Source organism: Cupriavidus oxalaticus, assembly GCF_016894385.1.
Taxonomy (GTDB): Bacteria; Pseudomonadota; Gammaproteobacteria; order Burkholderiales; family Burkholderiaceae; genus Cupriavidus; species Cupriavidus oxalaticus.
In genome coordinates, this window is record NZ_CP069811.1 from 990,187 (window position 1) to 1,014,268 (window position 24,082).

Sequence of the window (24,082 nt, forward strand, 5' to 3'; positions counted from 1 at the left end):
TGGTTCGGTTATTCGTGCAGCAGCCTGATCTTCAGGAAGAGGCTCGCATCCGGCGTGGTGGTTTTCTTGACGACATAAGACGCGGCTTGCATGCCGCCGGTATCGGCATCGTCGCTGAACACAATGGCCTTGGAAGCATAGAGCGCGGCGGGGGCCGCCTTTGCGCAAGCGGCATCGTCTGCAAGCTTGATCGCTTTCGAGGCATAGAGCGGCCGCTCGTCAGCGCCTTCGGGTTGCGGTGTGGTGTTCACGGCAGTCGTGGACGCCGGTACGTCGCAGCGCGCCATGGCGGCGGCATCAGGCGCGGTGTAGGTGGCGGTCACAACATCGGGTTGCATCTTTCGGATGCCTTCGGGGATATTCGACGGCGCTGGCTTCTGCGACACGTAGACGAGCAGGTGTTCGACGCCTGGCTCGTGGTCGAACTCGAAGGCGCCCTGGCTCGGCAAGAACACCACTCCCATCGCGTTTACAAAATTGTCGTTGCCGGGACGGGGGTAGATCTGGGTAACCTTGCCATTGCCGTCCTCGTTGAACACGGTAATAAAGGCAGGCTTGTTTACCTTGACGCCGAGCTGGAAGCGCTCACCGCTTTTGAACTTGCGGCTGGCCAGTACGTCGCGCGTGCTGCCATCCGGATGCTTGAGGCGGATGAAATAGCTCGCGCCGATGTGGCTGGCCGGCTTCTTGCTGGCGACCTTCACGGGCGCGGCCTTCTGCGCGGGTGCGGCAGCAGGTGCAATCGCGGCAGCGGTGGGCCTGGTCGTTGAAACGGCCACGACGTCATTGTCTTCGCCGAAGAACAGCGACTTGGCGCTATAGCTTTCCTGTGCGCATGTGGCAGCGGAGGCCGCGAGCAGGAAGGGCAGGGCAGCGTATTGAAGACGCATGGTCAACCTTCTTGTTATCCAGATTGCGTTGATCGGGTATGCAGTCGCAAGCCCCTGTGAGGCTTGGCTCCAGCTATTCGTAGATACTGCTCGGGTCACCTGCAGGCAGGGGCGGGTTGAGACGCGGCACCTGCCTGATGGGCAGGGGGCCTTTATAGTTCGGCGCCGCCGGGATGCCGGCAACTTTCTGGACCGTAAACTGGCGCGCCTTGTTGAACGCCGGCTCGATGTGTCCATTGGATTCCGCCAGGTATTCGAAGAACGCCTGGGTAAAGAAGGAACCCTGCAGGCGCTTCCCCGGGCTGACGGGGCTGTCGAAGCTTCCGCCTGCCGCAGGTCCCCACGATTCCTCGCCATCGCTTGTGGCGGTGATGATCGTGTACCGGTTTATGTCCCCGGGTGAAATCTGCGTCCCGCGAGCATCCTTCTGTTGCGCCTGCGTACCGCGACTGGCGGCCTCCGCAAAGCGAATGCCCTTTGCCTCGTACGCCTCGCCCGTCCATGCTGCCATCGAGATGCCTGCACGCTCCGGAACGCCTCCGTTGGCTTCGAGGACATAGCGCCGCGAATCATCCGGAATGCCCTTCAGAATCTCGCCGCTGTAGCAGGTATCGATGATGAGGCGAGTTTGTCGGCTCGGCATCTGAGCGACTTCCTGCAGCTTGATATCGGAAACCGAGGTTTCGAATACGCTCATCGGGAAGTCGCGGTCGGAAGCCATGGGATTGCCCGAGTCATAGGCAATGATCGACATCTTGCGTGCGTCACGCAGGCGGGGGGACGGTACGGGCATGGTGCCGTGGCTGGACACATAGATGAGAACCGTATCGTTCGGGCCCACCTCGTCCCTGAACCGCTTCAATGCCGCTTCAATATTTGCCTTGGTGGCTTGCTGGCCGAGCAGGGCGGTAGTGCGATAACTTGCTTTCTCGGCCTCCATCTTCACGCGCCGCGCGTCATCCTCACCGAGGATTGCCGTTATGCGCTTGTCACGGAAGGTATTGATGCCGATGATCAGTGCACGTTTCGCGGCGGGTGCAGGACGGTTGCGGACGGCGCGCGCATGGGCGGTCAGCGCCTGGCCGGCGTGGATATCCCAGCGCTTCTCCTTTACGTTCTCCGGATAGAACGGCGACGTCGACTTGATGCCGACAATCGACTGGACGACGAAGAATGCGCGATCAACTTCGTCCTCGTTCTGGTAGCTGCCGACCAGACGGATGCGCCCGGCATTGTCGCGTGTCACCTGCGCATTCGGCAGGCCGTTCCGTTTCAGCTCATGGCGAACCGTGGCAACGAGTGGCTCAGGGACGTTATAGCCTTTGTAGGCGTTCTGAAAGCCGGGAAGCTGGTTGGCGGCACAGCCCCCAAGCAATAGCGCACCCACTAGGACAAAGGTGCGATGCAATGATGTCATGCGCATAGTTTGCAGGGCGTGGATACGGCCGGCGCGCGTGCGCCGGCCGGGCTGCCCAGGCAGCCCGGCCCATCGCTTCGGATTATTGGACGGTGACGGTCTGGGCGGCGACGGAGGCTGGCTTGCCGGCCATGCTCACGGCGAACTCGTAGCGGTACTGAGTGCCGCTTTTTGCTTCCGCTGGGATCGGCAGGCGGGATGTCTCAATGTTTTCACCCGGCTCGACGGTGCGGTCCTCTTTGACCTTGCCAGGGAAGGGCAGGAGCGTCTCTTTGCCGTCTTCAATGACCGTCAGCTTACGCTCAAAGGCAACGTTGGCTTCCGAGCCATCCGGCGTCATGGCAATGAAGCGGCTGGCCATGTCGATCTTGTCCCCCGCCTTTGCCGTAGCGGGCATGTCGATCTTTGAAACGAGCGTCTTGGCGCCATCGCGCTTCGGATCGTAGCGAATCTCCTTCTTGACCCTTGCGTAATCCTTGGTTCGCTCGATCTTCGACTCGGGAATCCAGCTCGGATTCTTCTTGTAGCAAGTATCGATGGCGGTGTAGTAGGCGGTCGCAAAGCCCGCGGCAGCCCCAACAGCGCCCCCTACCGCGGCGCCAATCGCAGCCTTTTTGATGCTGTCATCCTTGTTCTTGCCAAACAGCGCTGCGCCCAGTCCCGCTACGACGCCGAGACCGGCGCCCTTGGCGGTGAGGATGGTCTGCTCCTGGACCACGCAGGAGTCGAGGTCGGCATTTGCAGATTCCTGTGCATGGCAGAGGATAGAAGCGAATGGAAGCAATACAGAAGCTGCAACAAGCTTTTTGAAGCGAAGACTACGAGTGACCATGATGCTTGCGTATTTTACTTTTTATGAAAGAGGTGGTACGCATCGGTGCTGGTGAGAGCACCGCTGATTGTCCCATTCTCAAAATAAATGAAATTGCCTGCCGCAATCTATAGGAGATTGGTGGGGTTGATGTCGTGGTGTGTCTCCATATAGCTGCATCCTTAAGCTCATCTCGTTATACAGATCTCACAGCTGTTCGGCGCGTAAAGCCTGCAAAGTTTGAGCGGCGACCATGACCTGCTGCAAGCCAAGCCAGATGGTTTTGACGCCTGGTTCACCATCGCCCCTGCGGCCCAGGAAACCACCGAGCGATGCAATCAGGCGAATCATTTGATTGAGCGTAGGTGGCGTCTGGGGCCGCGGCTTCTTCGACAGCAGATAGGTCCCTCGTATCTCATCGGCGTCGAAGAACAGCGACGCATCAAGATCAGGACACGTCCTGCCCAGGCGCATCAGCCGCGCAATGCGCCATGAGATCACCATGTACAGCACCAGCGCCCGTTCGACGCGATCCATCTGCGATAGCTGCAAGGCCTCCACCTTGCAGGCGTTCTTCAACACATGGAAGAACAGCTCGATCTCCCATCTGGCCCGATACCAGTCGATGAGCTCAATCACCGCATCCAAGTCTTGCGCTTCTCGGTTAGTCAGCAAGCGCCACACCACCGGCTTCACGCCGGCCGGGGCGCCGCATTCCTGGGCCACCAGGCAAGTGAGCGCCAGACCGTTCTTGCCCGGCAACCTCACGCGCTGGGCGCGCAACTCCTGTTTGACTTCACGTGCCTTCTGGCCGGCACGTCCGGGCAGGATGAAGGTAATCTCCCCGAGCGCTTCACTTGCTTCCACCGCCTCCCACAGCTTGCCCTCGGCCCCAAGGCTGCGGTTGTGTTGCGAACGAATCAACCAGTCTGCAGGATGACCCAACTCCTCGGCTCGCTGCATCAGCGCAGCGATGTCGCCTTCACGATCCGTTACGTAGACCAGGCGGGTCTCTGGCAGCGTGCCCGCCTGCTCAGCCACGCGTTCATAGCTTTCAATCCACCGCACGCTCTCCTTGATGCCGCCGCGCTCTCCGTTCGCATCCCGCAGCTCGCGTGCCCACATCCAGGCGTCCACAACCCCCAATGGCTCCCGATCCGGCGTCACCGCGTAGGTCGGATGCAGATAGATCCCTCGCTGCGCTTCGTAGCTCAACGGTCCCGCGCCTTCCATCTCCTGACCGTTGAAGTCCAGTTCGGTCGTATCGGCAATACACAGCACCACCGGAAATTGCCCCATGCGCTCAGCCGTACGCTCCCAATGCGGCTGCATCAGGTCTCGCCATGCGATCTCTTCGTTGCCGAGAAAGCGGTAAGCCGCCATGGTCTCGCCCCAGCCGTCGCAGGCGCTCGGAATGCTTGCCGTTGGCATGGCTGCAAACCGCTTGAGCAGCGCCTTCGCTCGCCGATCCCGTCTCGGATCGCCCAGATCCAGCGTTTCAAATTCCTCGTCCACCCATGCCCCCGACTCGTTGCCCATTTGCTCTGGAAAATCCAAGAGTAAACGCCATTCCGAGCAGGTTTACAACAGTCATATCGTCCAGTTCCGTCAACTTCTGGCGGCCAGGGCGGCGATCGCGCGCCTCGACTTATGTATAACGAGATGCCTTAAGCTAGGTTGCCGGTCCGGAGAAGTAACGACTGCTATTTTGTTTTTTATACCCCCCGATAGGAGGGGCGGTGCGCCAGTGAATAGCTGCGCTGGGATGAAGCCTGTCGGGAAGCTGATCCCGAAGGTGATCCCGAAGGTGATTCCTATGGCCGGGCAAGATTGCGCGCTTCTATCTTGCCTTGTCGCCTGCAGGAGATGCGAGTGTGCCGGCCGGCGCTGAATCGGTCGTCCGGGGCGCCACGGGGACGGCAGAGCCTAAAGTTGGCGGCACATGTAGTGGGAGCGTGCGCCGAAGCGGCGGAGAAAATCCATTGACAGCCGCATCTCGCGAATGACGGTATCCATCGGGGTCAACGTGAAGCCGTATCGGGCGAAGAAGCCTGGATTTTCGTCTGTCAGGACGGTGGCCTTGGTGCAGCCATTGGCTCGTGCTCGCGTGAGCAGGACGCTCACGAGATGAGTGGCGAGACGGTGCCCCCGATAGCCGGGCAGCACTGCAACCGTGTGAACGACAAAGGTTTCAGCGCGCTGCTCGCCACAAGCGCAGCCAACCACACTGTCCTCGACGATGGCAACGTGGTATAGCGCTGTGGCATCGCTCGATTCAGGAATCGTCAGTCCGGATGCAGCCACTACCTGTCTCACTGCCTCCAGGTCCTCTGCTTTCGCAGCGCGGAGTCTGGCATTTCTTATCATTCTCGCTTCTCACGTCATGGCACCTCGCCACAACTATAGTCGCCCGTCCGCGACTCCCCGTGAGCAAGTACACCAAAAAAATAAAACTATGCACGAAAGAAATCCATGGAGCTATCCCCCAACCGAGCTAAGGCTCAGAGCCAAAGCAGCGAGGACGTGCATTCCCATTCACTCTGAAGTGATTTGATACAAAAAAAGAATGGCGCGCGTCGACCGGGCAACTGGCGTCGCAAGGGTGTCGGAAGACTTCGGGAAGGCGAGGCCGTCGCAGGCTACCCCAGCCGGACACAGCAGAGGGGAACTACCGAGGGGAAACATATCATAGCATGAGGTATATCTCGTAGTTCAGATTTGCCGTGGATATCGTGGGAGTATGTACTGGGTGAATATCCAGTATGACTGCGCCAACTCAAGTCGAGGATTCCGCGCTAACCATGCTGGGCACCGCCCCAACGCCAACCTACCAAGCGGCATCCGTGCGCTCCGCAGATTCGCTTGCTTCGGCTCGCAGCGCGCCGTCAGGGCCGAAGTGCTACACCGGTCCGCGCGGTGGGACGTATACGATCACTGCAAGCGGGCGCAAGAATTATGGTGGTTGCTAGGGATCCGCTTTGCACCGTCGGGTCCTGGTGGCTTGCGGAGGATTGCAAAGCGCTAGCGCGGCAATGGAAGCCGGATGCCGCTGAATGCCAGCGCCAGCCCGCCGACAAGCACCAGGCTGAGCGCCCATGCCACGTCGAGGTTGAACCAGCTGCGCGACACGAATCTAAGCCCGACATAGCGATAGACCAGCCACGCCACCATGCCGCCGGTCGCGATCATGGCGGCGGCATGCACGACGGACACGAGCAGCGCCATGGAGATATTGGCGCCCATCAGCGCGGCGGCGGCCTTGTGGCCGGCATCCTCGTCGGCGCGGCACAGCCCGAGATAGATCGGCACCAGCATCAGGCCCGCGCCATGCGCGATCGCCACGGCGAAGGACCACACCGCGAGGCGCGAGGGCGGAATGCGCGCCAGCGTGCGCGGATGGCGGCGCCGGACCAGCAGCGCCAGCCCCCAGCCGATCACCAGCAGCCCCGCGGCAAACTGCAGCGGCGCCTGCCAGCGGACCACCATGGCCAGCATGCCGAACGGCAGCATGACCGCGATCATCGCCAGCAGATGGCCCAGCGCGAGCCATCCGAGCGCCGACACCACCGCGCGATCCTGCTGCGCCAGCAATCCGTTGGACACGGCCAGCGGCCATCCCATCGCGGGATTCAGGCCGTGATAGATGCCGCTTGCCAGGACCGCCGACCACAGGCCGGCCTGCTCCCAGGAGAGCGCCGTCAAGACCGGACCGACGGATAGCAGAACGAGTCAGTCGAGCAGTCGCCGCCTTCCAGCCGCACCTGGTGCGCGCGGTAGCCGTCGGGGAATGCCAGCCAGTAGTCATCGGCCAGCGCCAGCCCGCCCTCCGGCTCGGCCCGTCCCATCACCTGCACGCCGGGCACGCCGTCGGGATAGAACTGGTTGTCCCAGGTGGAGTAGAGCGAGTTGGTCCAGTAAACGCGCTTGCCGTCGCGGCTGATCTCGACCATCTGCGGGCCGCCGGCGAAGCTCTTGCCGTTCGGGTGCGGCGTGCGCCGTGCAATGCCGCCGAGATGGACCGAGCCCGACAAGCGTGGCTTGCGCGGGTCGGTGACGTCGTACTGGCGCATCTCGCCGGTGCCCCAGCACGACACGTAGAGGAATTTGTCGTCGAGCGACAGGTCGATGTCGGTGATCAGCGGCGGCACGGCACCGAAGCCCTGCAACAGCGGCGGCAGCAGGTCGGCCGCGGCTGGCTCGGGCGGGATGGTCGCAGTCTTTTCCGCATGGAACTTGCCGCCTTCGCGCCACCAGGTCCAGATCGAGCCTTCCAGGTTGGTGGTGTCGACTACCACGCCGACAAAGCCGTACTCCCGCACCGGATCGTGCGCGGGCCTGACTTCCAGCGCCATCTGGTGGTTGGCGCCCAGGTCGATGGTCTGCACGTTGCGCCGCGCGCGCAGGTCCCAGAAGTGCAGCTTGTGGCCGTATTTGTTGGAGAGCAGGTCTTCGGCCACCAGGCCGTTCTCGAACTGCGGCGGCAAGGCCCATTCGCTCGACACCATGTAGTCGCGCGGCAGGTTCCACCAGAAGTCGTAGTGCTTCTCCTGCTCGCCGCGGTCGATTTCCCAGCGGCCGAGCACCTCGAAGGTCTCGCAGTCCATGATGAAGATGCCGGGCAGCCCGTCGGTGCCGTCCTTCCCCGCGCCGCCGAGCGTGCTGACGTAGATCCCCTCCGGGCCGCAATGCACGGTGTGCGGCCGCGAGTAGCCGGTCTTGCCGATGATCTCGTCCGGCTCGATGATCTTGTGGATGCGCGCCTGCGTGGGATGCGGCCTGGTGTCGACGATATAGATGCGCGACGAGCGCATGCCGGGAATGATCAGGTAGCGCCGCTCCAGGAACGCGTGGCCGGTCAGCGGCGACAGCGCGGAGGAGCAGGCATTCCAGCCGAAGTGGTGCAGCTCGTCGCCCTTGTTGGTCATCGGCACGGTATGCACCACCGTGCTGTAGGTGGGCGAGCCGGGCTTGACGTCGATCACGGCCAGCGCGTCGGGGCGCGAGCCGTCGGGGCTCAGCAGCAGGGTGTAGGCGAATTCCTCCGGTGGCGCGCTCATCGCAAGCTGGGGCGACGGGTAAAACGTGGGATCCGGCCGCATGTTCATGGTTAGCCCTCCTTGTTCTACGCCGGCCACATGCCGCGAGATCGCGCAGGCCGGCATGGCTGCGTCCCCGCGCACGGAAGTGGACTTCGAGCCTACTTAGCCTAGGTCGTTCTCTATCCCTAGTCAAACGCGGCCGGCGCGGCGGCGCAGGGCCGTTCTCGTCACGCTAAACACGCCCGGCGCGTGAGCAAATGCGATGGTGCACCGCAAGTGCGCCGCCCGCGCCGGCAGGCATATCGTTATCGGCAATCGTTCGTTCCGGCCGAACGGATCGGGCCCGTATGCTCTGGCTTCGATTCCCCGAAATGCCCCGCGAGCCATGGCCAACTATCTCGACGACCGACAGCGCAGCGAACTCGCGCAAGCCGCGCGTCACTGGCTGTGGCGCACCGAACTGCCGACCTGGCTGCTGATCGTGGCGGTGTATGGCGCCTGGTTCGGCGTGGCCACGCATGCGAGCCGGCTGGGCTTGCCGCTCGCATGCGTGCTGCTGACGCTGTGTACCACCTGGTACCTGTCGCTGCAGCATGAACTGATGCACGGCCATCCAACCCGGCTGCCGTGGCTGAACGCGCTGCTCGGCGCCGCACCGCTGGGCGTGTGGCTGCCGTATGGCCTGTACCGGCGCTGGCACCTGCAGCACCATGAAGCCGAACTGACGCATCCCGGCGGCGATCCCGAAAGCTATTTCCTGTACGCGGCGGACTGGCATGCGTCGGGCCCGCTCGCGCGCAGGCTCTACGCCGTGCGCAACACGCTGGCGGGCCGCGTGCTGCTGCAGCCCGCTTTCTCGATCCTGGCCATCGGCGCCGATGCATGGGGCAAGCTGCGCGCCGGCGACTGGCGCGATGCGCCGATGTGGCTGGCGCACCTGCTGGCGCTGGGCGTGCTGCTGGCCTGGCTGCATGCGTACTGCGGCATGCCGGCCTGGCTGGTGCTGGCCGGCGTGGCGTATCCCGCGCTGTCGCTGTCGGCGATCCGCTCCTTCCATGAGCATCGCGCCACCGCTACGCAGGCGGCGCGCAGCGTGATCAACGACGCCGGGCTGGCGTGGCGCCTGCTGTTCCTGAACAACAACTATCACCTGGTGCACCACGACCTGCCGTCGGTGCCGTGGTTTGCGCTGGGCCGGGTGTATCGCCGCCGCGCCGGCGACTACCTGGCGCGCAACGGCGGCTTCCTGGTGCGCGGGTATGGCGAATGGCTGGTGCGGTATGCGCTGCGCGCGGCTGCGCCGGTGGCCCATCCCCTGTTCCACGGGCCGTCCGACGGTCAACACTATGCGGCGAGGCCCTATGGCGAAGCCTGAGCAGTGGGTCGCGGCGCTGCCGATGTACAACGTGTCGGCGTCGTTGCGCGCGGACTGGGTCACGCTGATCGAGCGCGTGGCGCAATCGCTGCAACGCACCGGGGTCATGCTGACCGCAGTCGACCCCGGCGACGATGCCGCCGCGCTGCATGCATTCTGGCGGCGCGAAGACATGCTGCTGTCGCAGGCGTGCGGTTATCCGCTGGTGCAGGGCCTGGCGCCGCATGTGCGGCTGATCGGCACGCCGCGCTTCCGGGTGCCGGGCTGCCAGTGGCACACCTATCGCAGCGCAATCGTAGTGCGGGCCGGTGAGGGGCCTGACACGCTCGCTGCCTGCCGTGGCGCGCGGGCTGCCTGCAATGCGCCCGACTCGCACAGCGGCATGAATGCGCTGCGCCATGCGGTGGCGCCGCTGGCACGCGCGGGACGCTTCTTTGGCGAGGTGATCCATACCGGCTCGCACCTGGCTTCGCTGGCGGCGGTCAGCGCCGGTGAGGCAGACGTGGCGGCGATCGATTGCGTGACGCTGGCATATGCCGCCGAGCACCATCCGGAGCTGGTGGCAGGCGTGCGGCAGATCGGCGCCACGCCGGCAGTGGCGGGGCTGCCCTTCATCGCGTCGCGGCGGGCGGACGCGCCGCTGGTGCATCGGGTGCGTGCAGCGATGCGCCAGGCCCTGCATGACGATGCGGCGCTGCGCGTTCGGCTGCGGCTGGAGGATGTCGTGCCCAGCGCGGTGGCGGACTACCAGCCGGTGTCCGGCATGGCACTGGAGGCCGGCTTGCGCGGCTACGGTGCGCTCAACTGAGGCCGGACCCGCCGGCCCGCACCCGACTTAGCGCGTTGGCCCCCGCGCCGGCGTGCCTCAGTCTGCCGCCGCCTTGCGCAGCGCCGCGCTGACCTCTCCGTAGAAGCCCCGCAGCTTCTCCAGCTCCAGGTCCACCGGCTGCAGCGCCGGCCACAGCAGCGCCACCATGTCGCGCGCGGTCTTCTCGATATCGACCTCGCGCTGCCGCGCGATCGCGTCCCACAGGATGTGCTCCATCGGCCCCAGGATGGCCGAGCGCAGCAGGCTCAGCGGCAGGTCGCCGCGGATCTCGCCGTTGCTGCGCGCCCGCGCCAGCAGGTCCATCAGCGGCGCCGTGTAGCGGCGCTGCAGCGGCAGGAACACCTCGCCCAGCCCCGGCCCCTTGGCCCGGCCTTCCGACAGCACCAGCGCGCACAGCCCGGTTCCCTGGATCAGGAACAGGCGCAGGTGCGTCTTCACGTAGAACTCAAGCTGAGCCTTGGTGGGCTGGCCATGCGGCATGCCCTGTTCCAGCGTGCTGATGATCTCGTCGTACCAGTCCTCAATCACGCGCACGCACAGCTCGCGCTTGCCGTGGAAATAGGTGAAGACCGTCCCCTCGGACACGCCCAGGCGCTGGGCGATCTCGGTGGTGGTGGCGCGCTCGTAGCCGAGTTCGGCGAACACGTCGCGGCTCACGCGCAGGATGTCGCGGATGCGCTGCTCGGCCTTGGCTCCGGCGGGAACGCGGCGCCGGGAACTGGTGTCTTCCATGTTGTCGGGGGTGTGGGCGTGACTCTCGTGGCGAGGATTATAGTGCGCCGTTCGTCAAAACTTGAGTAAAGCTCAAAATTATTATTGCGTTCTGCCTGCCGAGCGTGTACTTTTCACTCGTCGGCGCCACAGGCTGCACCGGCGGGCGGCAGCAGGCGCTGTGAATTTAAGGGATTTCCCTGATGCAATCTTCCGCCAGCCCATCCAGGACAATGAACACGGCGTGAATTGAGTGATACTCACAAATTGAGTGATGCTCACAAAATGCCGGCGCACGGAACGCCACCGAGCTTTGGAGACCAGTATGACGACGCAGGGCGAGTCCCAACCCACCATCCTGCCCCTGGGCGGGCTATCGCATGTGCGGGGCGAAACCAATATCCCGCTGTCCGAGCAGACGGTGCCGGAGCTGCTGGCGCAGACCGTCGCCCGCTTTGCGCAGCGCGACGCGGTCGCCTTCCGCGAGCAGGGCGTGCGCTGGACCTGGCAGCAGTTCGCCGAAGCCATCGACGCGCTGGCAGCCGGGCTGCACGCGCTCGGCCTGGTCCGCGGCGACCGTGTCGGCATCTGGTCGCCCAACCGCGTCGAATGGGTGGTGACGCAGTTCGCCACCGCGCGGCTCGGGCTGGTGCTGGTGAATATCAACCCGGCCTACCGGCTGTCCGAGCTGGAGTACGCGCTGAACAAGGTCGGCGTCAAGGCCATCGTCGCGGCCGAGGCGTTCAAGAGCTCGCGCTACCTGGAGATGCTGCAGGCGCTGGCACCGGAGCTCGCCACCAGCGAGCCGGGCGCGCTGCAGGCCGCGCGGCTGCCGTCGCTGCGCTGGGTGATCCGCATGGGCGAGGGCGAGACCCCGGGCATGATCCGCTATGACGATGTGGTGGCGCGCGGCGCCGGCGTGGCGCGTGCAACGCTCGACGCCATCACCGTGCAGCTCGACCGCAACGACCCGATCAACGTGCAGTTCACCAGCGGCACCACGGGCGCGCCCAAGGGCGCCACGCTGACGCACCGGAATATCGTCAACAACGCGCGCTTTATCGCCATGGCGATGCGCTTCACCGAGCAGGACAAGCTGTGCATCCCGGTGCCGTTCTACCATTGCTTCGGCATGGTGCTGGCGGTGCTGGCCTGCGTCTCGACCGGCGCGGCGATGGTGTTCCCGGGCGAAGCCTTCGAACCGGAAGCGACCATGAAGGCCGTCAGCGAGGAACGCTGCACCGCGCTGCACGGCGTGCCGACCATGTTCATCGCGCAGCTCGACCACCCGCGCTTCGGCGACTATGACTTCTCGTCGCTGCGCACCGGCATCATGGCCGGCTCGCCATGCCCGATCGAGACCATGAAGCGCGTGGTATCGCAGATGCATATGTCCGAGGTGACGATCGCCTACGGCATGACCGAGACCAGCCCGGTCTCGTTCCAGAGCAGCACCACCGATCCGCTCGACAAGCGCACCTCCACGGTGGGACGCATCCAGCCGCACCTGGAGGTCAAGCTGGTGGACGCCACCGGCGCCACGGTGCCGGTGGGGGAGAAGGGCGAGCTGTGCACGCGCGGCTACTCGGTCATGCTGGGCTACTGGGACGACGAGGCCCGCACCGCCGAGACCATCCGCGATGGCTGGATGCACACCGGCGACCTCGCCACCATCGACGAAGAGGGCTACTGCAATATCGTCGGCCGCGTGAAGGACATGCTGATCCGCGGCGGCGAGAACATCTACCCGCGCGAGATCGAGGAATTCCTGTTCCGCCATCCCAAGGTCCAGGCCGTGCAGGTGTTCGGCGTGCCGGACCAGAAGTACGGCGAGGAAGTGTGCGCGTGGATCGTGCTCAAGCCGGGCGAAAGCGCCACCGAGGAAGAGATCCGCGAGTTCTGCCGCAACCAGATCGCCCACTACAAGATCCCGCGCTACATCCGCTTCGTGGACGAGATGCCCCTGACCGTGACCGGCAAGGTGCAGAAGTTCGTGATGCGCGACCAGATGGTGCGCGACCTGAACCTCAGCGAATCCAAAACGGCCTGATCCCCACGCCGACATCGATTACCAGAATTTTCAAGACAACACTGCCATGACTACCTTGCCCGGCCTGAAATTCGACCTCGGCGAAGACATCGAGATGCTGCGCGATTCCGTGCGTACCTGGGCCCAGGCCGAACTTGCCCCGCGCGCCGGCGAGATCGACCGCACCGACCAGTTCCCGATGGACGCCTGGAAGAAGATGGGCAACCTCGGCGTGCTCGGCATCACGGTGGCGGAGGAATACGGCGGCGCCAACATGGGCTACCTGGCGCACATGATCGCAATGGAAGAGATCAGCCGCGCGTCGGCCTCGGTGGGCCTGTCGTACGGCGCGCATTCGAACCTGTGCGTGAACCAGATCCACCGCAACGGCACGCCGGCGCAGAAGGCGAAGTACCTGCCCAAGCTGGTGTCGGGCGAATGGATCGGCGCGCTGGCGATGAGCGAGCCCAACGCCGGCTCCGACGTGGTCAGCATGAAGCTGCGCGCTCAGCTGAAGGGCGACCGCTACGTGCTCAACGGCACCAAGATGTGGATCACCAACGGCCCGGACTGCGACGTGCTGGTGGTGTACGCCAAGACCGAGCCCGAGCTGGGCGCGCGCGGCATGACCGCCTTTATCGTCGAGAAGGGCATGAAGGGCTTCTCGGTGGCGCAGAAGCTGGACAAGCTGGGCATGCGCGGCTCGCACACCGGCGAGCTGGTGTTCGAGGACGTGGAAGTGCCGGTGGAGAACATCCTCGGGGCCGAGAACGGCGGCGCCAGGGTGCTGATGAGCGGGCTGGACTACGAGCGCGCGGTGCTGTCGGGCGGCCCGGTCGGCATCATGCAGGCGTGCATGGACGTGGTCACGCCGTACATCCACGACCGCAAGCAGTTCGGCCAGAGCATCGGCGAGTTCCAGCTGATCCAGGGCAAGGTGGCGGACATGTACACCACGCTGCAGGCGGCGCGCAGCTACCTGTACACGGTCGGCAAGAACCTGGACGCGCTCGGCAGCGACCACGTGCGCCAGGTGCGCAAGGACTGCGCCGCGGTGATCCTGTACACGGCCGAGAAGGCCACCTGGATGGCGGGCGAGACCGTGCAGATCCTGGGCGGCAATGGCTATATCAACGAGTACCCGGCCGGGCGCCTGTGGCGCGATGCCAAGCTGTACGAGATCGGCGCCGGCACCTCGGAGATCCGCCGCATGCTGATCGGCCGCGAACTGTTCGCGGAAACGATGTAAGCGCTCATGTAAGCGCGTCATGCGCAGGCTGCACCCTACAACGAACTGACTGGCCGAGGCTGATATGGCGGCAATTGAGACAAAGCTGAACGCGCGTTCCGAAGCGTTCAAGACCAACGCGCAGGCAATGCAGGCACTGGTTGCCGACCTGGAAGCGAAGATCGCCAAGCTGGCGGAAGGCGGCGGCGAGGCCGCGCGCGACAAGCACCTGTCGCGCGGCAAGCTGCTGCCGCGCGACCGCGTGCAGCAACTGCTGGATCCGGGCACGCCGTTCCTGGAGCTGTCGCAACTGGCCGCGTACGACATGTACGACGATGCCGCGCCCGGCGCCGGCATCATCACCGGCATCGGCCGCGTGGCCGGGCAGGAATGCGTGATCGTCTGCAACGACGCCACCGTCAAGGGCGGCACGTATTACCCGTTGACGGTCAAGAAGCACGTGCGCGCGCAGGAGATCGCCGAGCAGAACAACCTGCCGTGCATCTACCTGGTCGATTCCGGCGGCGCCAACCTGCCCAACCAGGACGACGTGTTCCCCGACCGCGACCACTTCGGCCGCATCTTCTACAACCAGGCCAACCTGTCCAAGCAGGGCATCCCGCAGATCGCGGTGGTGATGGGCTCGTGCACCGCGGGCGGCGCCTATGTGCCGGCGATGAGCGACGAGTCGATCATCGTCAAGAACCAGGGCACCATCTTCCTGGGCGGCCCGCCGCTGGTGAAGGCCGCCACGGGCGAGGAAGTCAGCGCCGAGGACCTGGGCGGCGCCGACGTGCATACGCGCCTGTCGGGCGTGGCCGACTACTTCGCGCAGAACGACCACCATGCGCTGAGCCTGGCGCGCAATATCGTGCAGCACCTGAACCGCCGCAAGCCGGACCAGATCCGCCTGCACGAGCCGGTCGAGCCGCTGTATCCGGTGGAAGAGCTGTACGGCGTGATCCCCACCGACACGCGCAAGCCCTACGACGTGCGCGAGGTGATCGCGCGCATCGTCGACGGCTCCGAGTTCGACGAGTTCAAGGCGCGCTACGGCACCACGCTGGTATGCGGCTTCGCGCGCATCTGGGGCTATCCGGTCGGCATCGTTGCCAACAACGGCATCCTGTTCTCGGAGTCGGCGCTCAAGGGTGCGCACTTTATCGAGCTGTGCTGCCAGCGCAAGATTCCGCTGGTGTTCCTGCAGAACATCACCGGCTTCATGGTGGGGCGCAAGTACGAGAACGAGGGCATCGCCCGCAACGGCGCCAAAATGGTGACGGCGGTGGCGACCGCGCAGGTGCCCAAGTTCACGGTGATCATCGGCGGCTCGTTCGGGGCCGGCAACTACGGCATGTGCGGGCGGGCGTATTCGCCGCGCTTCCTGTGGATGTGGCCGAACGCGCGCATCTCGGTGATGGGCGGCGAACAGGCGGCGAGCGTGCTGGCGACGGTGCGCCGCGATGGGATCGAAGCGAGGGGCGGCAAGTGGAGCGCGGAGGAAGAGGATGCGTTCAAGCAGCCGATCCGCGACCAGTACGAGCACCAGGGCCACCCGTACTACGCCAGCGCGCGCTTGTGGGACGACGGCGTGATCGATCCCGCGCAGACGCGCACGGTGCTGGGGCTGGGCCTGTCGGCCAGCCTGAACGCGCCGATCGAGGACATGAAGTTCGGCGTGTTCCGCATGTAATTCGGCGTGTCATTCGGCATGTAATCCTGCCCCCCAGGCATCCCAGAATCGTATTCAAGAACGCTCCCCGCGAGGAGCGAAAGGCGAAGTCATGTTCACCAAAGTCCTGATCGCAAACCGCGGCGAGATCGCCTGCCGCGTGGCCGCCACCTGCCGCCGGCTCGGCATCCGCACCGTCGCGGTGTACTCGGACGCCGATGCCGATGCCCGCCACGTCGCCTTCTGCGACGAAGCCGTCCATATCGGCGGCGCCGCCGCGCGCGACAGCTACCTGCGCGCCGACCACATCATCGAGATGGCCAAGGAGACCGGCGCCCAGGCGATCCACCCGGGCTACGGGTTCCTGTCCGAGAACGAAGCCTTCGCCGAGGCTTGCGCCGCGGCGGGGCTGGTCTTCATCGGCCCGCCGGCCTCCGCGATCCACGCGATGGGCAGCAAGAGCGCGGCCAAGCAACTGATGGAGCGCGCTGCGGTACCGCTGGTGCCGGGCTACCACGGTGAAGACCAGGATCCGGCGCTGCTGCGCCGCGAGGCCGACCGCATCGGCTACCCGGTGCTGCTCAAGGCCAGCGCGGGCGGCGGCGGCAAGGGCATGCGCGTGGTCGAGTCGGGCGATGGCTTCGAGGCCGCGCTGGCCTCGGTCAAGCGGGAGGCCAGCGCCAGCTTCGGCGACGACAAGGTGCTGGTCGAGAAGTACCTGACCCGGCCCCGCCATATCGAGATCCAGGTGTTTGCCGATACGCACGGCAACTGCGTCTACCTGTTCGAGCGCGACTGCTCGGTGCAGCGCCGGCACCAGAAGGTGCTGGAAGAGGCGCCGGCGCCGGGCATGACCGAAGAGCGCCGCCGCGCCATGGGCGAGGCCGCTGTGGCTGCGGCCAAGGCGGTTGGCTATGTCGGTGCCGGCACCGTCGAGTTCATCGCCAACCAGGATGGTTCCTTCTATTTCATGGAGATGAACACGCGCCTGCAGGTGGAGCATCCGGTCACCGAGATGATCACCGGGCAGGACCTGGTCGAATGGCAGCTGCGCGTCGCCGCCGGCGAGCCGCTGCCGCTGACGCAGGACCAGTTGCGCATCGACGGACACGCGCTGGAGGCGCGCATCTACGCCGAGAACCCCGACAAGCAGTTCCTGCCGTCCACCGGCACGCTGCGCTTCCTGCGCACGCCGCCCGCGGTGCAGTTCATGCGCGGCGATGACGCCCACGGCCCGGCCGGCATCCGTATCGATGCCGGCGTGCGCGAGGGCGACACCATCAGCCCGTACTACGATCCGATGATCGCCAAGCTGATCGTCTGGGGCAAGGACCGTGACGAGGCGCTGGCGCGCATGCGCCAGGCGCTGGCCGCGTATCACGTGGTGGGCCTGTCGACCAACGTGGCGTTCCTGCAGCGGCTGGTGAAGTCGGAAGCGTTCCGCACCGCCGACCTCGACACCGGGCTGATCGAGCGCAACGAGAGCGAACTGTTCCCGCAGCCCGAGCCCGTCGGCATCGACACCGTCGCGCTTGCCGTGGCCGCGCTGCTCGACCGCGAGACGCGCGAGCGCCGCATCGACGCCGCCGACCAGCATTCGCCGTGGACCCACGGCGGCGCCTGGCGGCTGAACAGCGGCGCGTCGCGGCAACTGCGCTTCGGCTACGGCGACCAGGTGCTCGACGTGACGCTGCAGGTCAACGCGCGCGGCAGCACGCTGGCCTACGCCGGCCAGTCCGTGCCGTTCTCCGCGGAATGCAAGGCCGACGATATCCGCATCGACCTCGGCACGCGCCGCGTGCACGGGCACGTGCATGCGGAGGCGGACGACTTCCACGTTTTCGCTGCGGCGCGCCACGTGCTGTTGAGCTGGCTCGACCCGCTGGCGCATGCCGGCGAAGCCGAAGGCGAGGGCGGCAAGCTGACCGCGCCGATGCCGGGCAAGGTCATCGCGGTGATGGTCGAGGCCGGCAGCACGGTCACGCGCGGCACGCCGCTGCTGGTGATGGAGGCGATGAAGATGGAGCACACCATCAGCGCGCCGGCCGACGGCGTGGTCAGCGAAGTGCTGTATGGCGTTGGCGAGCAGGTGACCGAAGGCGCCCAGCTGCTCGCCTTCGGTACCTGAAATACTGACCGGAGACGACCCATGCATGCAGACAAGGTCAAGGTGGTTGAAGTCGGCCCGCGCGACGGCCTGCAGAACGAGAAGAGCCTGATCCCCACCGAGACCAAGGTGGCGTTGATCGACCAGCTCACCGACGCGGGCTTTCCCAATATCGAAGTGGCATCGTTCGTCTCGCCGAAGTGGGTGCCCCAGATGGCAGACGGCGCGCAGGTCATGGCTGCGATCAGGCGGCGCCCCGGCACCATCTACTCGGCGCTGACGCCGAACATGAAAGGCCTGGAAGGCGCGCTTGCGGCGGGCGCCGACGAGGTCGTGATCTTCGGCGCGGCCAGCGAGGCGTTCTCGCAGAAGAACATCAACTGCTCGATTGCCGAGTCGATGGCGCGCTTCGAGCCCGTTGCCGCGGCGGCCAAGGCGAAGGGCGTGCGGCTGCGCGCCAGCGTGTCGTGCGCACTGGGCTGTCCTTACCAGGGCGAAGTCCCGATCGATGCCGTGGTCGACGTGGTGCGGCGCATGCGCGAACTGGGCTGCGACGAGATCGATATCGCCGACACCATCGGCGTCGGCACGCCCGACAAGGTGAAGGCCGTGATGCTTGCCGCGGCCACGGAATTCCCGCTGGCGCAGTTATCCGGGCATTTCCACGACACGTATGGGCATGCGCTGGCCAATGTCGAGGCGAGCCTGGAAGCCGGCATCCGCATCTTCCATGCTTCCGTCGCCGGGCTTGGCGGTTGCCCGTATGCGAAGGGCGCGACAGGGAACGTGGCGACCGAGGCATTGCTGCAGCGCCTGGCGAGCCTGGGGATGCAAACGGGGGTTGATCTGGACAAGGTCATTGCCGCGGCCGGACTGATCTCCGGGGCCATCGGCAAACCGGTACTGCAGTAACGCAAGCGCCCCTCGGTGCGGGGCGCTTGTCTCATATTGTCCGCGCTGGCCCGCGCGCTTCACGCACGCAAAAGTGGCTGTTCGTCAAATCGGAATTGTTTGGTATCGCGATTCGCGAGGAAATACCGCCTGGACAATTCGAGCCGTGGTGAGCAGTGAAATGAAAATCCAATCAACGGAAACGATGACGGAGGGGGGCGCCGGTGGCGGCTTCTCCCTGGACAACCCCGCCCTGGAAAGCATCGGTGTCCGCATCACGCAGTGGCGCCCCGATTACGTGGAACTGGAACTGCCGGTCACTTCCAGCATGCTGAACCGCAGCCGCGTGATCCATGGCGGCACGATCTGCACGCTGCTGGACGCCGCCACCGGCTATGCCGGCCTGTTCTCGCCACCGGGCGAGGTGGCGCGCCATGCGGTGACGCTGTCGCTGACCTCCAACTTCCTGAGCAATGGCACGGGCAGCGTGCTGACGGCGAAGGGCATTGTCGACCGGCGCGGGCGCTCGATCTTCTTCTCGCGCGCGGAGGTGTGGCTTGACCAGGAGTTGCTGGTGGCGACGGGTGTCGCCACGATGAAGTACCTGAGGTAGGGCGGAGGGGGCGGGCGCCCCTTTTCCGTTTTCAGCCAACGCTCCTCCGCCCGTGCCGCCGGCATTCAAGGCTGTGCGTGCCTCAGCCTGCGGGGCACGCTAAAGCTCAGGTGCGCGATCCTGTCCCATGCGCCGTAGTGGCCTTCGATGCGCCCCGGCGGGAAGGACAGCCAGGCCAGCGCCAGGCCCGACAAGACCGACATCGCCGCACCCGTTCCGGTGTAGCCATCGATCAACCATGGCGCGGCCGCAAGCCATGCGCCGAAGCCGATATTCACGAAGCGCAGCGGCCGCGCGACCTCGCCCCATGCCATGATCGAGACGCTCACCACCAGCGACCCGACGATATGGGCGCTGTCCGCCGCCGCGCCAGACGCATCGAACAGCAGGCGCGAGCCCATCAGCGCGATGCCGATGGCGCCGCTGGCCAGCAAGGTCCACGGCAGGTTGACGCCGGAGAGCAGTATTTCGCGCAGGACTGCGCGGGCGGGTGCCTCGAAGTTGTCCGAGTAGTCGGCGCTGCCGCCGGCCATGGTGTCGCCGCGCAGCAGCACATACCACCGGGGCTTGCCTTGTTGCCGGCGGTGCTTCAGGAATTGCAATGTCGCCAGGATCTCGTCGAACGAATACGGGATTTGCAGCAGCATGGCCAGCGCGCCAACCAGGCATAGCGTGCACCAGGTTCCGATCCAGATCGGCTGGATGATGATGAAGAAGATGCTGACCACGCCGAGCGGTACGATCAGGATACCGAACAGCAGCACCAGCCACGGCATGGTGCGCCAGCGCCGCTTGTCACCGATCACGCCGGTGATGATTTCCAGCACATAGACGGTCGCGCCAAGGCCGGCGTCCGGTACCGGCCATGCCTCGGAAACCGATGAGGTGACGATGCGCTCGGTGCCGTCTCCGAAGAATGGATCCCAGGCGGCGTCGATATGGCCGAGCTGGTAAGCGGCCAGATAGCGCGAGATAACCAGGCCGACGAACGCGAGCGCGATGATGAGCAGGCGATTGGTCCATCCGGACGGCGTGTAGTCCCAACCGGGCGGCGCATCCGGCCCCGATACCCGGGCGATCGGGCTGATGCCGGGCGCGGATGGTATCGCGACCGCGAACGCGATGGCCAGCGCGCCGACCAGCGTATCGTTGGCATACGCCGCCGCGCTGGGGGTCCAGAACAGCAGCGGCGCGAACAGCAGCCACGAGCCAAGCGCGGCCACGACCCAGCGCGCCCAGCCGGCACTGCGCGACAACGACATCAGCGCGAACAGAACCATCAGTGCGCCGGTGGCGACATTGCTGATGGTCATCCAGGTGTCGGAATACGCTAGCCCACGCCCCGTTGGCGTGATTGGTTCCTCTGCCAGTCGCCAGTTTTCCGCGAGGCCCAGTACGAACGGGCTGGAGATCAGCCAGCATCCCAGCGCGACGTTGGCGAAGTGGCACCACAGCGTGCGCTGATGCTCCGCGCGGTCAAGCGCATGGAACTCGGCGATCGCGGCCGGACCCGGTGTTCCCGTGTCGGCGCTTTCCTCAAGCCACAACGGCAGTGGAATCTTGTTGCGCTTGTACCATTGCGCCGGGTCCTCTCGCAACTCGCCGATGATGACCGGCAGGCTGCGGCGCAGGCTGTGCCCGGGATGCCAGCCCAGCATCGTTTCGGCACGCGCAAGATCGAGCTCATAGTGATCGTCGGCCAACTCGACCATGAACGGCTTGATGAACGCCTCCGCGCCGCGGTCGATCGCATCGGGGATCACTTCTTCCGCCTTGTCTTGCAGCCACGCGCCGGTGGCGGCGACTGGCTTGGGGATCCGCCGGGTATCCCAGGGTTCGCCATGCACCAGCCTGCCGATCAGGTTCTGCAAGGCTTCATAGCTTTCGGTCACGGGCTCGCCGATCAGGATCGCAGTCTCGTCGGGCAGCTGCGCGCGCCGTTCGACGGCGGCGCGGAATGCCTGGGCGACGTCGTCGAGATGAACGAAGGTCTGCCCGTGCGATGCATCCCCCGGAAACAACCTGCTCAACATCTGGCGTTCGAAGATGCGCTCGATCTGATAGGCCAGCGAAGGCAGTTCGCAATGGTCGGTATAGACACCGGCGAGGCGCAGCGTCAGCGCGGGGATGCGCCCGCGTTCGGCATGCACCACACGCTCGGCCTCCAGTTTCGACTGGGGGTAGGGCCATGCCGGCTTCAGCGCAGAAGCCTCGTTGATCGGCTGGCCGGGAGCGGTTGGCGCATGGACCAGCATGGTGCTGGCATAGATGAACTGCTCGACCTCGAAGGCCTGCAAGGCACGCAGCAGGCGCTGCGTACCCTTGACGTTCACGGCCTCGTACCGTGGGTCGGGCTCGCCGGAGAAATCATAGAAGGCCGCGAGATGGATGACCGAGGCGATGCGCGTGCCATAACGCTCGCGCAGCTGCGCGCACGCTTGCTCCAGTGCTTCGTCGGACGTGATATCGGCATCCATGCAATTGTCGCCCCGGCAGGTGGGTTCGAAGCCCGCAATCGTATAGGTCTGCGCAAGTTCGGCGGCGATCGCTTTGCCAATCCGTCCTTCGGAGCCGGTGATCAATACGAGAGGTTTCTGCGAAGCCATAGTCTTCCCCCTGGCATGAAACGTCAGAAAATGCAGCATGCAAGATGCGCACCTGAACTGCGTGCATGTTCTGGAACGAACCCCACCGCTTGAGTATGCGATGCGCCACACCTGGCTATGGCACCTTCGCGCAGTGCCGGGCGGCAGCGTTTGACGAGGCGGGAACGAGCGGGCTGCGGCTGTGCGCAGAACGGCGGCTGAGTGGCGCCTGGGTGGCGCCTGGGTGGCGGTCGGGCGTTCCGCGAGGGCTTCAATCGCCATCCGCGAAAGTCGGGGGATTGCCTAACATCACAGTTAGCCTCGTCCAACTAGCACGAATTACATGCTGGCAACCTGTCATGACAACCCTACGCTTCCTGGCGCTCGCCGCCATCATCGCGACATTCCATGCGCTTGCTCCTGGCGCAGTCCGGTCAGCAAGCGCCGCGCCGGTGCTCGTCGAGGTGCGCAACTTCACCACCCCCACCCAATGCACCGAGGAGGACAATGTCTCGTTCGTCATGAGTTCGCCGGCAATCCAGCGCTTCCGCGTAGAGGCGCTGCATCCGCCCTATCTCGACAAGGTTCGCGGGTCCCGTTTTCCGCCGCCGGACTTCTCCAACTGCGACTTCGACGAAAATACACCCCGCACGGATCCGGGTCGTCGCTTCGCGCCACGCAAGGTGCGAATCTACGACGGGCCTGATTTCGCCATCGAAGGCAATACCTACGAGACGTTCTGGCGGTCACAGTCTGTGCCCGTGGCGGTGGGGGGCAGCGTGTATGACGAGTTCCACCTGCTGCAGTTCTACGTGAAGTACCCGTATGCCGGCAAATTGCGCGAGACGCAGGTGCTGGTGTTGTATCCCCCGGACGGGTACTGGCGGGCCAAGCCATTGCCGGCAACGCACGCCAGCAGCAATGCATACGGCTCATCGTTTCTGATTGGCCCGATCACGGAGGCTGGCCGACCCGTGGTAGAGATCGCGGATATCGATATCGACCCCAAAGGGCGAACCATCCGGCTGCGCTTCATCGCAGGCGGCGAGGCCAGCGTGCGACTGATCGAAGTGAGCCGCGAGCGCACCGCACTCGATGTGGAATTCAAGCCTGGCTATCGACCCGCCAGCGTGTCCGCGGCGGGTGGCATGTCGGGCTTCGCGATGTTGCGCTCGATGTATGTCGCCGAAGACAACGCCGATATGAGCCGTGTCGAGTGGCGTGATGCCGCCGGCCGCCCGCACCACACTTCTGTGGCCGACACCGCGGTGCTACAGGCGCGTTCCGTACGGTTTGGCAGGGTGGTGCCGTCGCGGCATAATCCCGACGCGCCCGATATACGCTTTGATGCCTTTGACGGCCCCCTTGCGCCCCTGGATCCCTTGGAGCCCTTGGATCCCTTGGATCCCTTGAGCCAGGGTAGCGCTGGTCAATGAGGTCAATGCTTTCGTCCAGGCGTATTGCCTCCGGGCGCAATGTAGTCTGCCCGCCGGACAGGGCAGTATACTTTCGGTCTTCGCCACGCATCAGAATATTACCCATGAGCGCATTACCTTCCTGCCCGAAATGTAATTCCGAGTTTACCTATGAAGATGGGGGTCTCTATATTTGCCCGGAGTGCGCTCATGAATGGTCGGCGCAGGCAGCCGCGCCGGCCGAGGCGGAGGCCAGGGTTTATCGCGATTCAGCGGGCAACGTATTGCAGGATGGCGATACGGTCACTGTCATCAAGGATCTCAAGCTGAAGGGATCAGCCGGTGTGATCAAGATGGGCACCAAGGTAAAGAACATTCGCCTGGTCGACAGTGACCACGATATCGATTGCAAGATCGATGGCATTGGTGCCATGAGCCTGAAATCAGAGTTCGTCAGGAAGGTGTGACGC

The 24,082-nt window shown here is 64.9% G+C and carries 19 protein-coding genes; 10 read left to right on the top strand and 9 right to left on the bottom strand.

The window, feature by feature from the left end:
• Nucleotides 1–8: 8 nt before the first annotated feature.
• The 7 genes from JTE92_RS04465 to JTE92_RS04495 form a co-directional block, all read right to left on the bottom strand.
• Nucleotides 9–890, bottom strand: a complete 882-nt coding sequence (locus tag JTE92_RS04465; protein ID WP_063240824.1) for a DUF4384 domain-containing protein — start codon at nt 888–890, stop codon at nt 9–11.
• 73 nt (nt 891–963) lie between these two features.
• Entirely contained in the window at nt 964–2,307 is a 1,344-nt protein-coding gene (locus JTE92_RS04470) for a caspase family protein (RefSeq protein WP_169834845.1), read from the bottom strand.
• Nucleotides 2,308–2,389: 82 nt separating this feature from the next.
• A complete protein-coding gene (locus JTE92_RS04475; protein WP_147318614.1) occupies nt 2,390–3,139 on the bottom strand; it encodes a hypothetical protein in 750 nt (249 codons plus the stop codon).
• 186 nt (nt 3,140–3,325) lie between these two features.
• Nucleotides 3,326–4,657 (bottom strand): IS4 family transposase, encoded by a 1,332-nt coding sequence (locus JTE92_RS04480; RefSeq protein WP_204620449.1) that lies wholly within the window; start codon nt 4,655–4,657, stop codon nt 3,326–3,328.
• A gap of 387 nt (nt 4,658–5,044) precedes the next feature.
• Nucleotides 5,045–5,422 (bottom strand): GNAT family N-acetyltransferase, encoded by a 378-nt coding sequence (locus tag JTE92_RS04485; protein WP_232353455.1) that lies wholly within the window; start codon nt 5,420–5,422, stop codon nt 5,045–5,047.
• 717 nt (nt 5,423–6,139) lie between these two features.
• Nucleotides 6,140–6,820, bottom strand: coding sequence for a hypothetical protein (locus tag JTE92_RS04490; protein ID WP_063242162.1), 681 nt, complete (start codon nt 6,818–6,820; stop codon nt 6,140–6,142).
• Nucleotides 6,817–8,223 carry a selenium-binding protein SBP56-related protein gene (locus JTE92_RS04495; protein ID WP_063242161.1) on the bottom strand — a complete coding sequence of 469 codons (1,407 nt, stop codon included), beginning with the start codon at nt 8,221–8,223 and terminating at the stop codon, nt 6,817–6,819. Before JTE92_RS04495 ends, JTE92_RS04490 begins: the two co-directional genes overlap by 4 nt.
• A gap of 319 nt (nt 8,224–8,542) precedes the next feature.
• Here JTE92_RS04495 and JTE92_RS04500 point away from each other — a divergent pair, with 319 nt between their 5' ends.
• Nucleotides 8,543–9,532, top strand: coding sequence for a fatty acid desaturase (locus JTE92_RS04500; protein ID WP_063242160.1), 990 nt, complete (start codon nt 8,543–8,545; stop codon nt 9,530–9,532).
• Entirely contained in the window at nt 9,519–10,340 is an 822-nt protein-coding gene (locus tag JTE92_RS04505) for a phosphate/phosphite/phosphonate ABC transporter substrate-binding protein (protein ID WP_063242159.1), read from the top strand. Before JTE92_RS04500 ends, JTE92_RS04505 begins: the two co-directional genes overlap by 14 nt.
• A gap of 57 nt (nt 10,341–10,397) precedes the next feature.
• On the opposite strand, the gene JTE92_RS04510 is transcribed toward JTE92_RS04505, so the two are convergent.
• The gene (locus JTE92_RS04510; protein WP_063242158.1) at nt 10,398–11,093 is read right to left on the bottom strand and encodes a TetR/AcrR family transcriptional regulator; all 696 of its coding nucleotides are present in this window, start codon (nt 11,091–11,093) and stop codon (nt 10,398–10,400) included.
• Between the two features lie 304 nt (nt 11,094–11,397).
• On the opposite strand from JTE92_RS04510, the gene JTE92_RS04515 reads away from it, so the two are divergent.
• The 6 genes from JTE92_RS04515 to JTE92_RS04540 all read left to right on the top strand — a co-directional run bounded on the left by JTE92_RS04515 (nt 11,398) and on the right by JTE92_RS04540 (nt 19,612).
• Nucleotides 11,398–13,122 carry an AMP-binding protein gene (locus JTE92_RS04515; protein WP_063242157.1) on the top strand — a complete coding sequence of 575 codons (1,725 nt, stop codon included), beginning with the start codon at nt 11,398–11,400 and terminating at the stop codon, nt 13,120–13,122.
• Nucleotides 13,123–13,168: 46 nt separating this feature from the next.
• Nucleotides 13,169–14,350, top strand: a complete 1,182-nt coding sequence (locus tag JTE92_RS04520; RefSeq protein WP_063242156.1) for an isovaleryl-CoA dehydrogenase — start codon at nt 13,169–13,171, stop codon at nt 14,348–14,350.
• Nucleotides 14,351–14,414: 64 nt separating this feature from the next.
• Nucleotides 14,415–16,022: a carboxyl transferase domain-containing protein gene (locus tag JTE92_RS04525; RefSeq protein WP_204620448.1), complete on the top strand. Its 1,608-nt coding sequence runs from the start codon at nt 14,415–14,417 to the stop codon at nt 16,020–16,022.
• 91 nt (nt 16,023–16,113) lie between these two features.
• The gene (locus tag JTE92_RS04530) at nt 16,114–18,129 is read left to right on the top strand and encodes an acetyl/propionyl/methylcrotonyl-CoA carboxylase subunit alpha (protein ID WP_063240412.1); all 2,016 of its coding nucleotides are present in this window, start codon (nt 16,114–16,116) and stop codon (nt 18,127–18,129) included.
• Between the two features lie 21 nt (nt 18,130–18,150).
• On the top strand, nt 18,151–19,020 hold the full coding sequence (locus tag JTE92_RS04535) for a hydroxymethylglutaryl-CoA lyase (protein WP_063240411.1): 870 nt from the start codon (nt 18,151–18,153) through the stop codon (nt 19,018–19,020).
• A gap of 160 nt (nt 19,021–19,180) precedes the next feature.
• Nucleotides 19,181–19,612: a PaaI family thioesterase gene (locus JTE92_RS04540; RefSeq protein WP_084254707.1), complete on the top strand. Its 432-nt coding sequence runs from the start codon at nt 19,181–19,183 to the stop codon at nt 19,610–19,612.
• A gap of 65 nt (nt 19,613–19,677) precedes the next feature.
• Here the strand turns inward: JTE92_RS04540 and JTE92_RS04545 are convergent, their stop codons facing one another.
• Nucleotides 19,678–22,479 carry an NAD-dependent epimerase/dehydratase family protein gene (locus JTE92_RS04545; protein WP_204620447.1) on the bottom strand — a complete coding sequence of 934 codons (2,802 nt, stop codon included), beginning with the start codon at nt 22,477–22,479 and terminating at the stop codon, nt 19,678–19,680.
• A 77-nt stretch (nt 22,480–22,556) separates the two neighbouring features.
• Between JTE92_RS04545 and JTE92_RS04550 the strand changes: the two genes are divergently transcribed.
• Nucleotides 22,557–23,633 (top strand): hypothetical protein, encoded by a 1,077-nt coding sequence (locus JTE92_RS04550; RefSeq protein ID WP_174544873.1) that lies wholly within the window; start codon nt 22,557–22,559, stop codon nt 23,631–23,633.
• Nucleotides 23,634–23,737: 104 nt separating this feature from the next.
• Nucleotides 23,738–24,079: a zinc ribbon domain-containing protein YjdM gene (locus JTE92_RS04555; protein WP_063240408.1), complete on the top strand. Its 342-nt coding sequence runs from the start codon at nt 23,738–23,740 to the stop codon at nt 24,077–24,079.
• Nucleotides 24,080–24,082 lie beyond the last annotated feature (3 nt).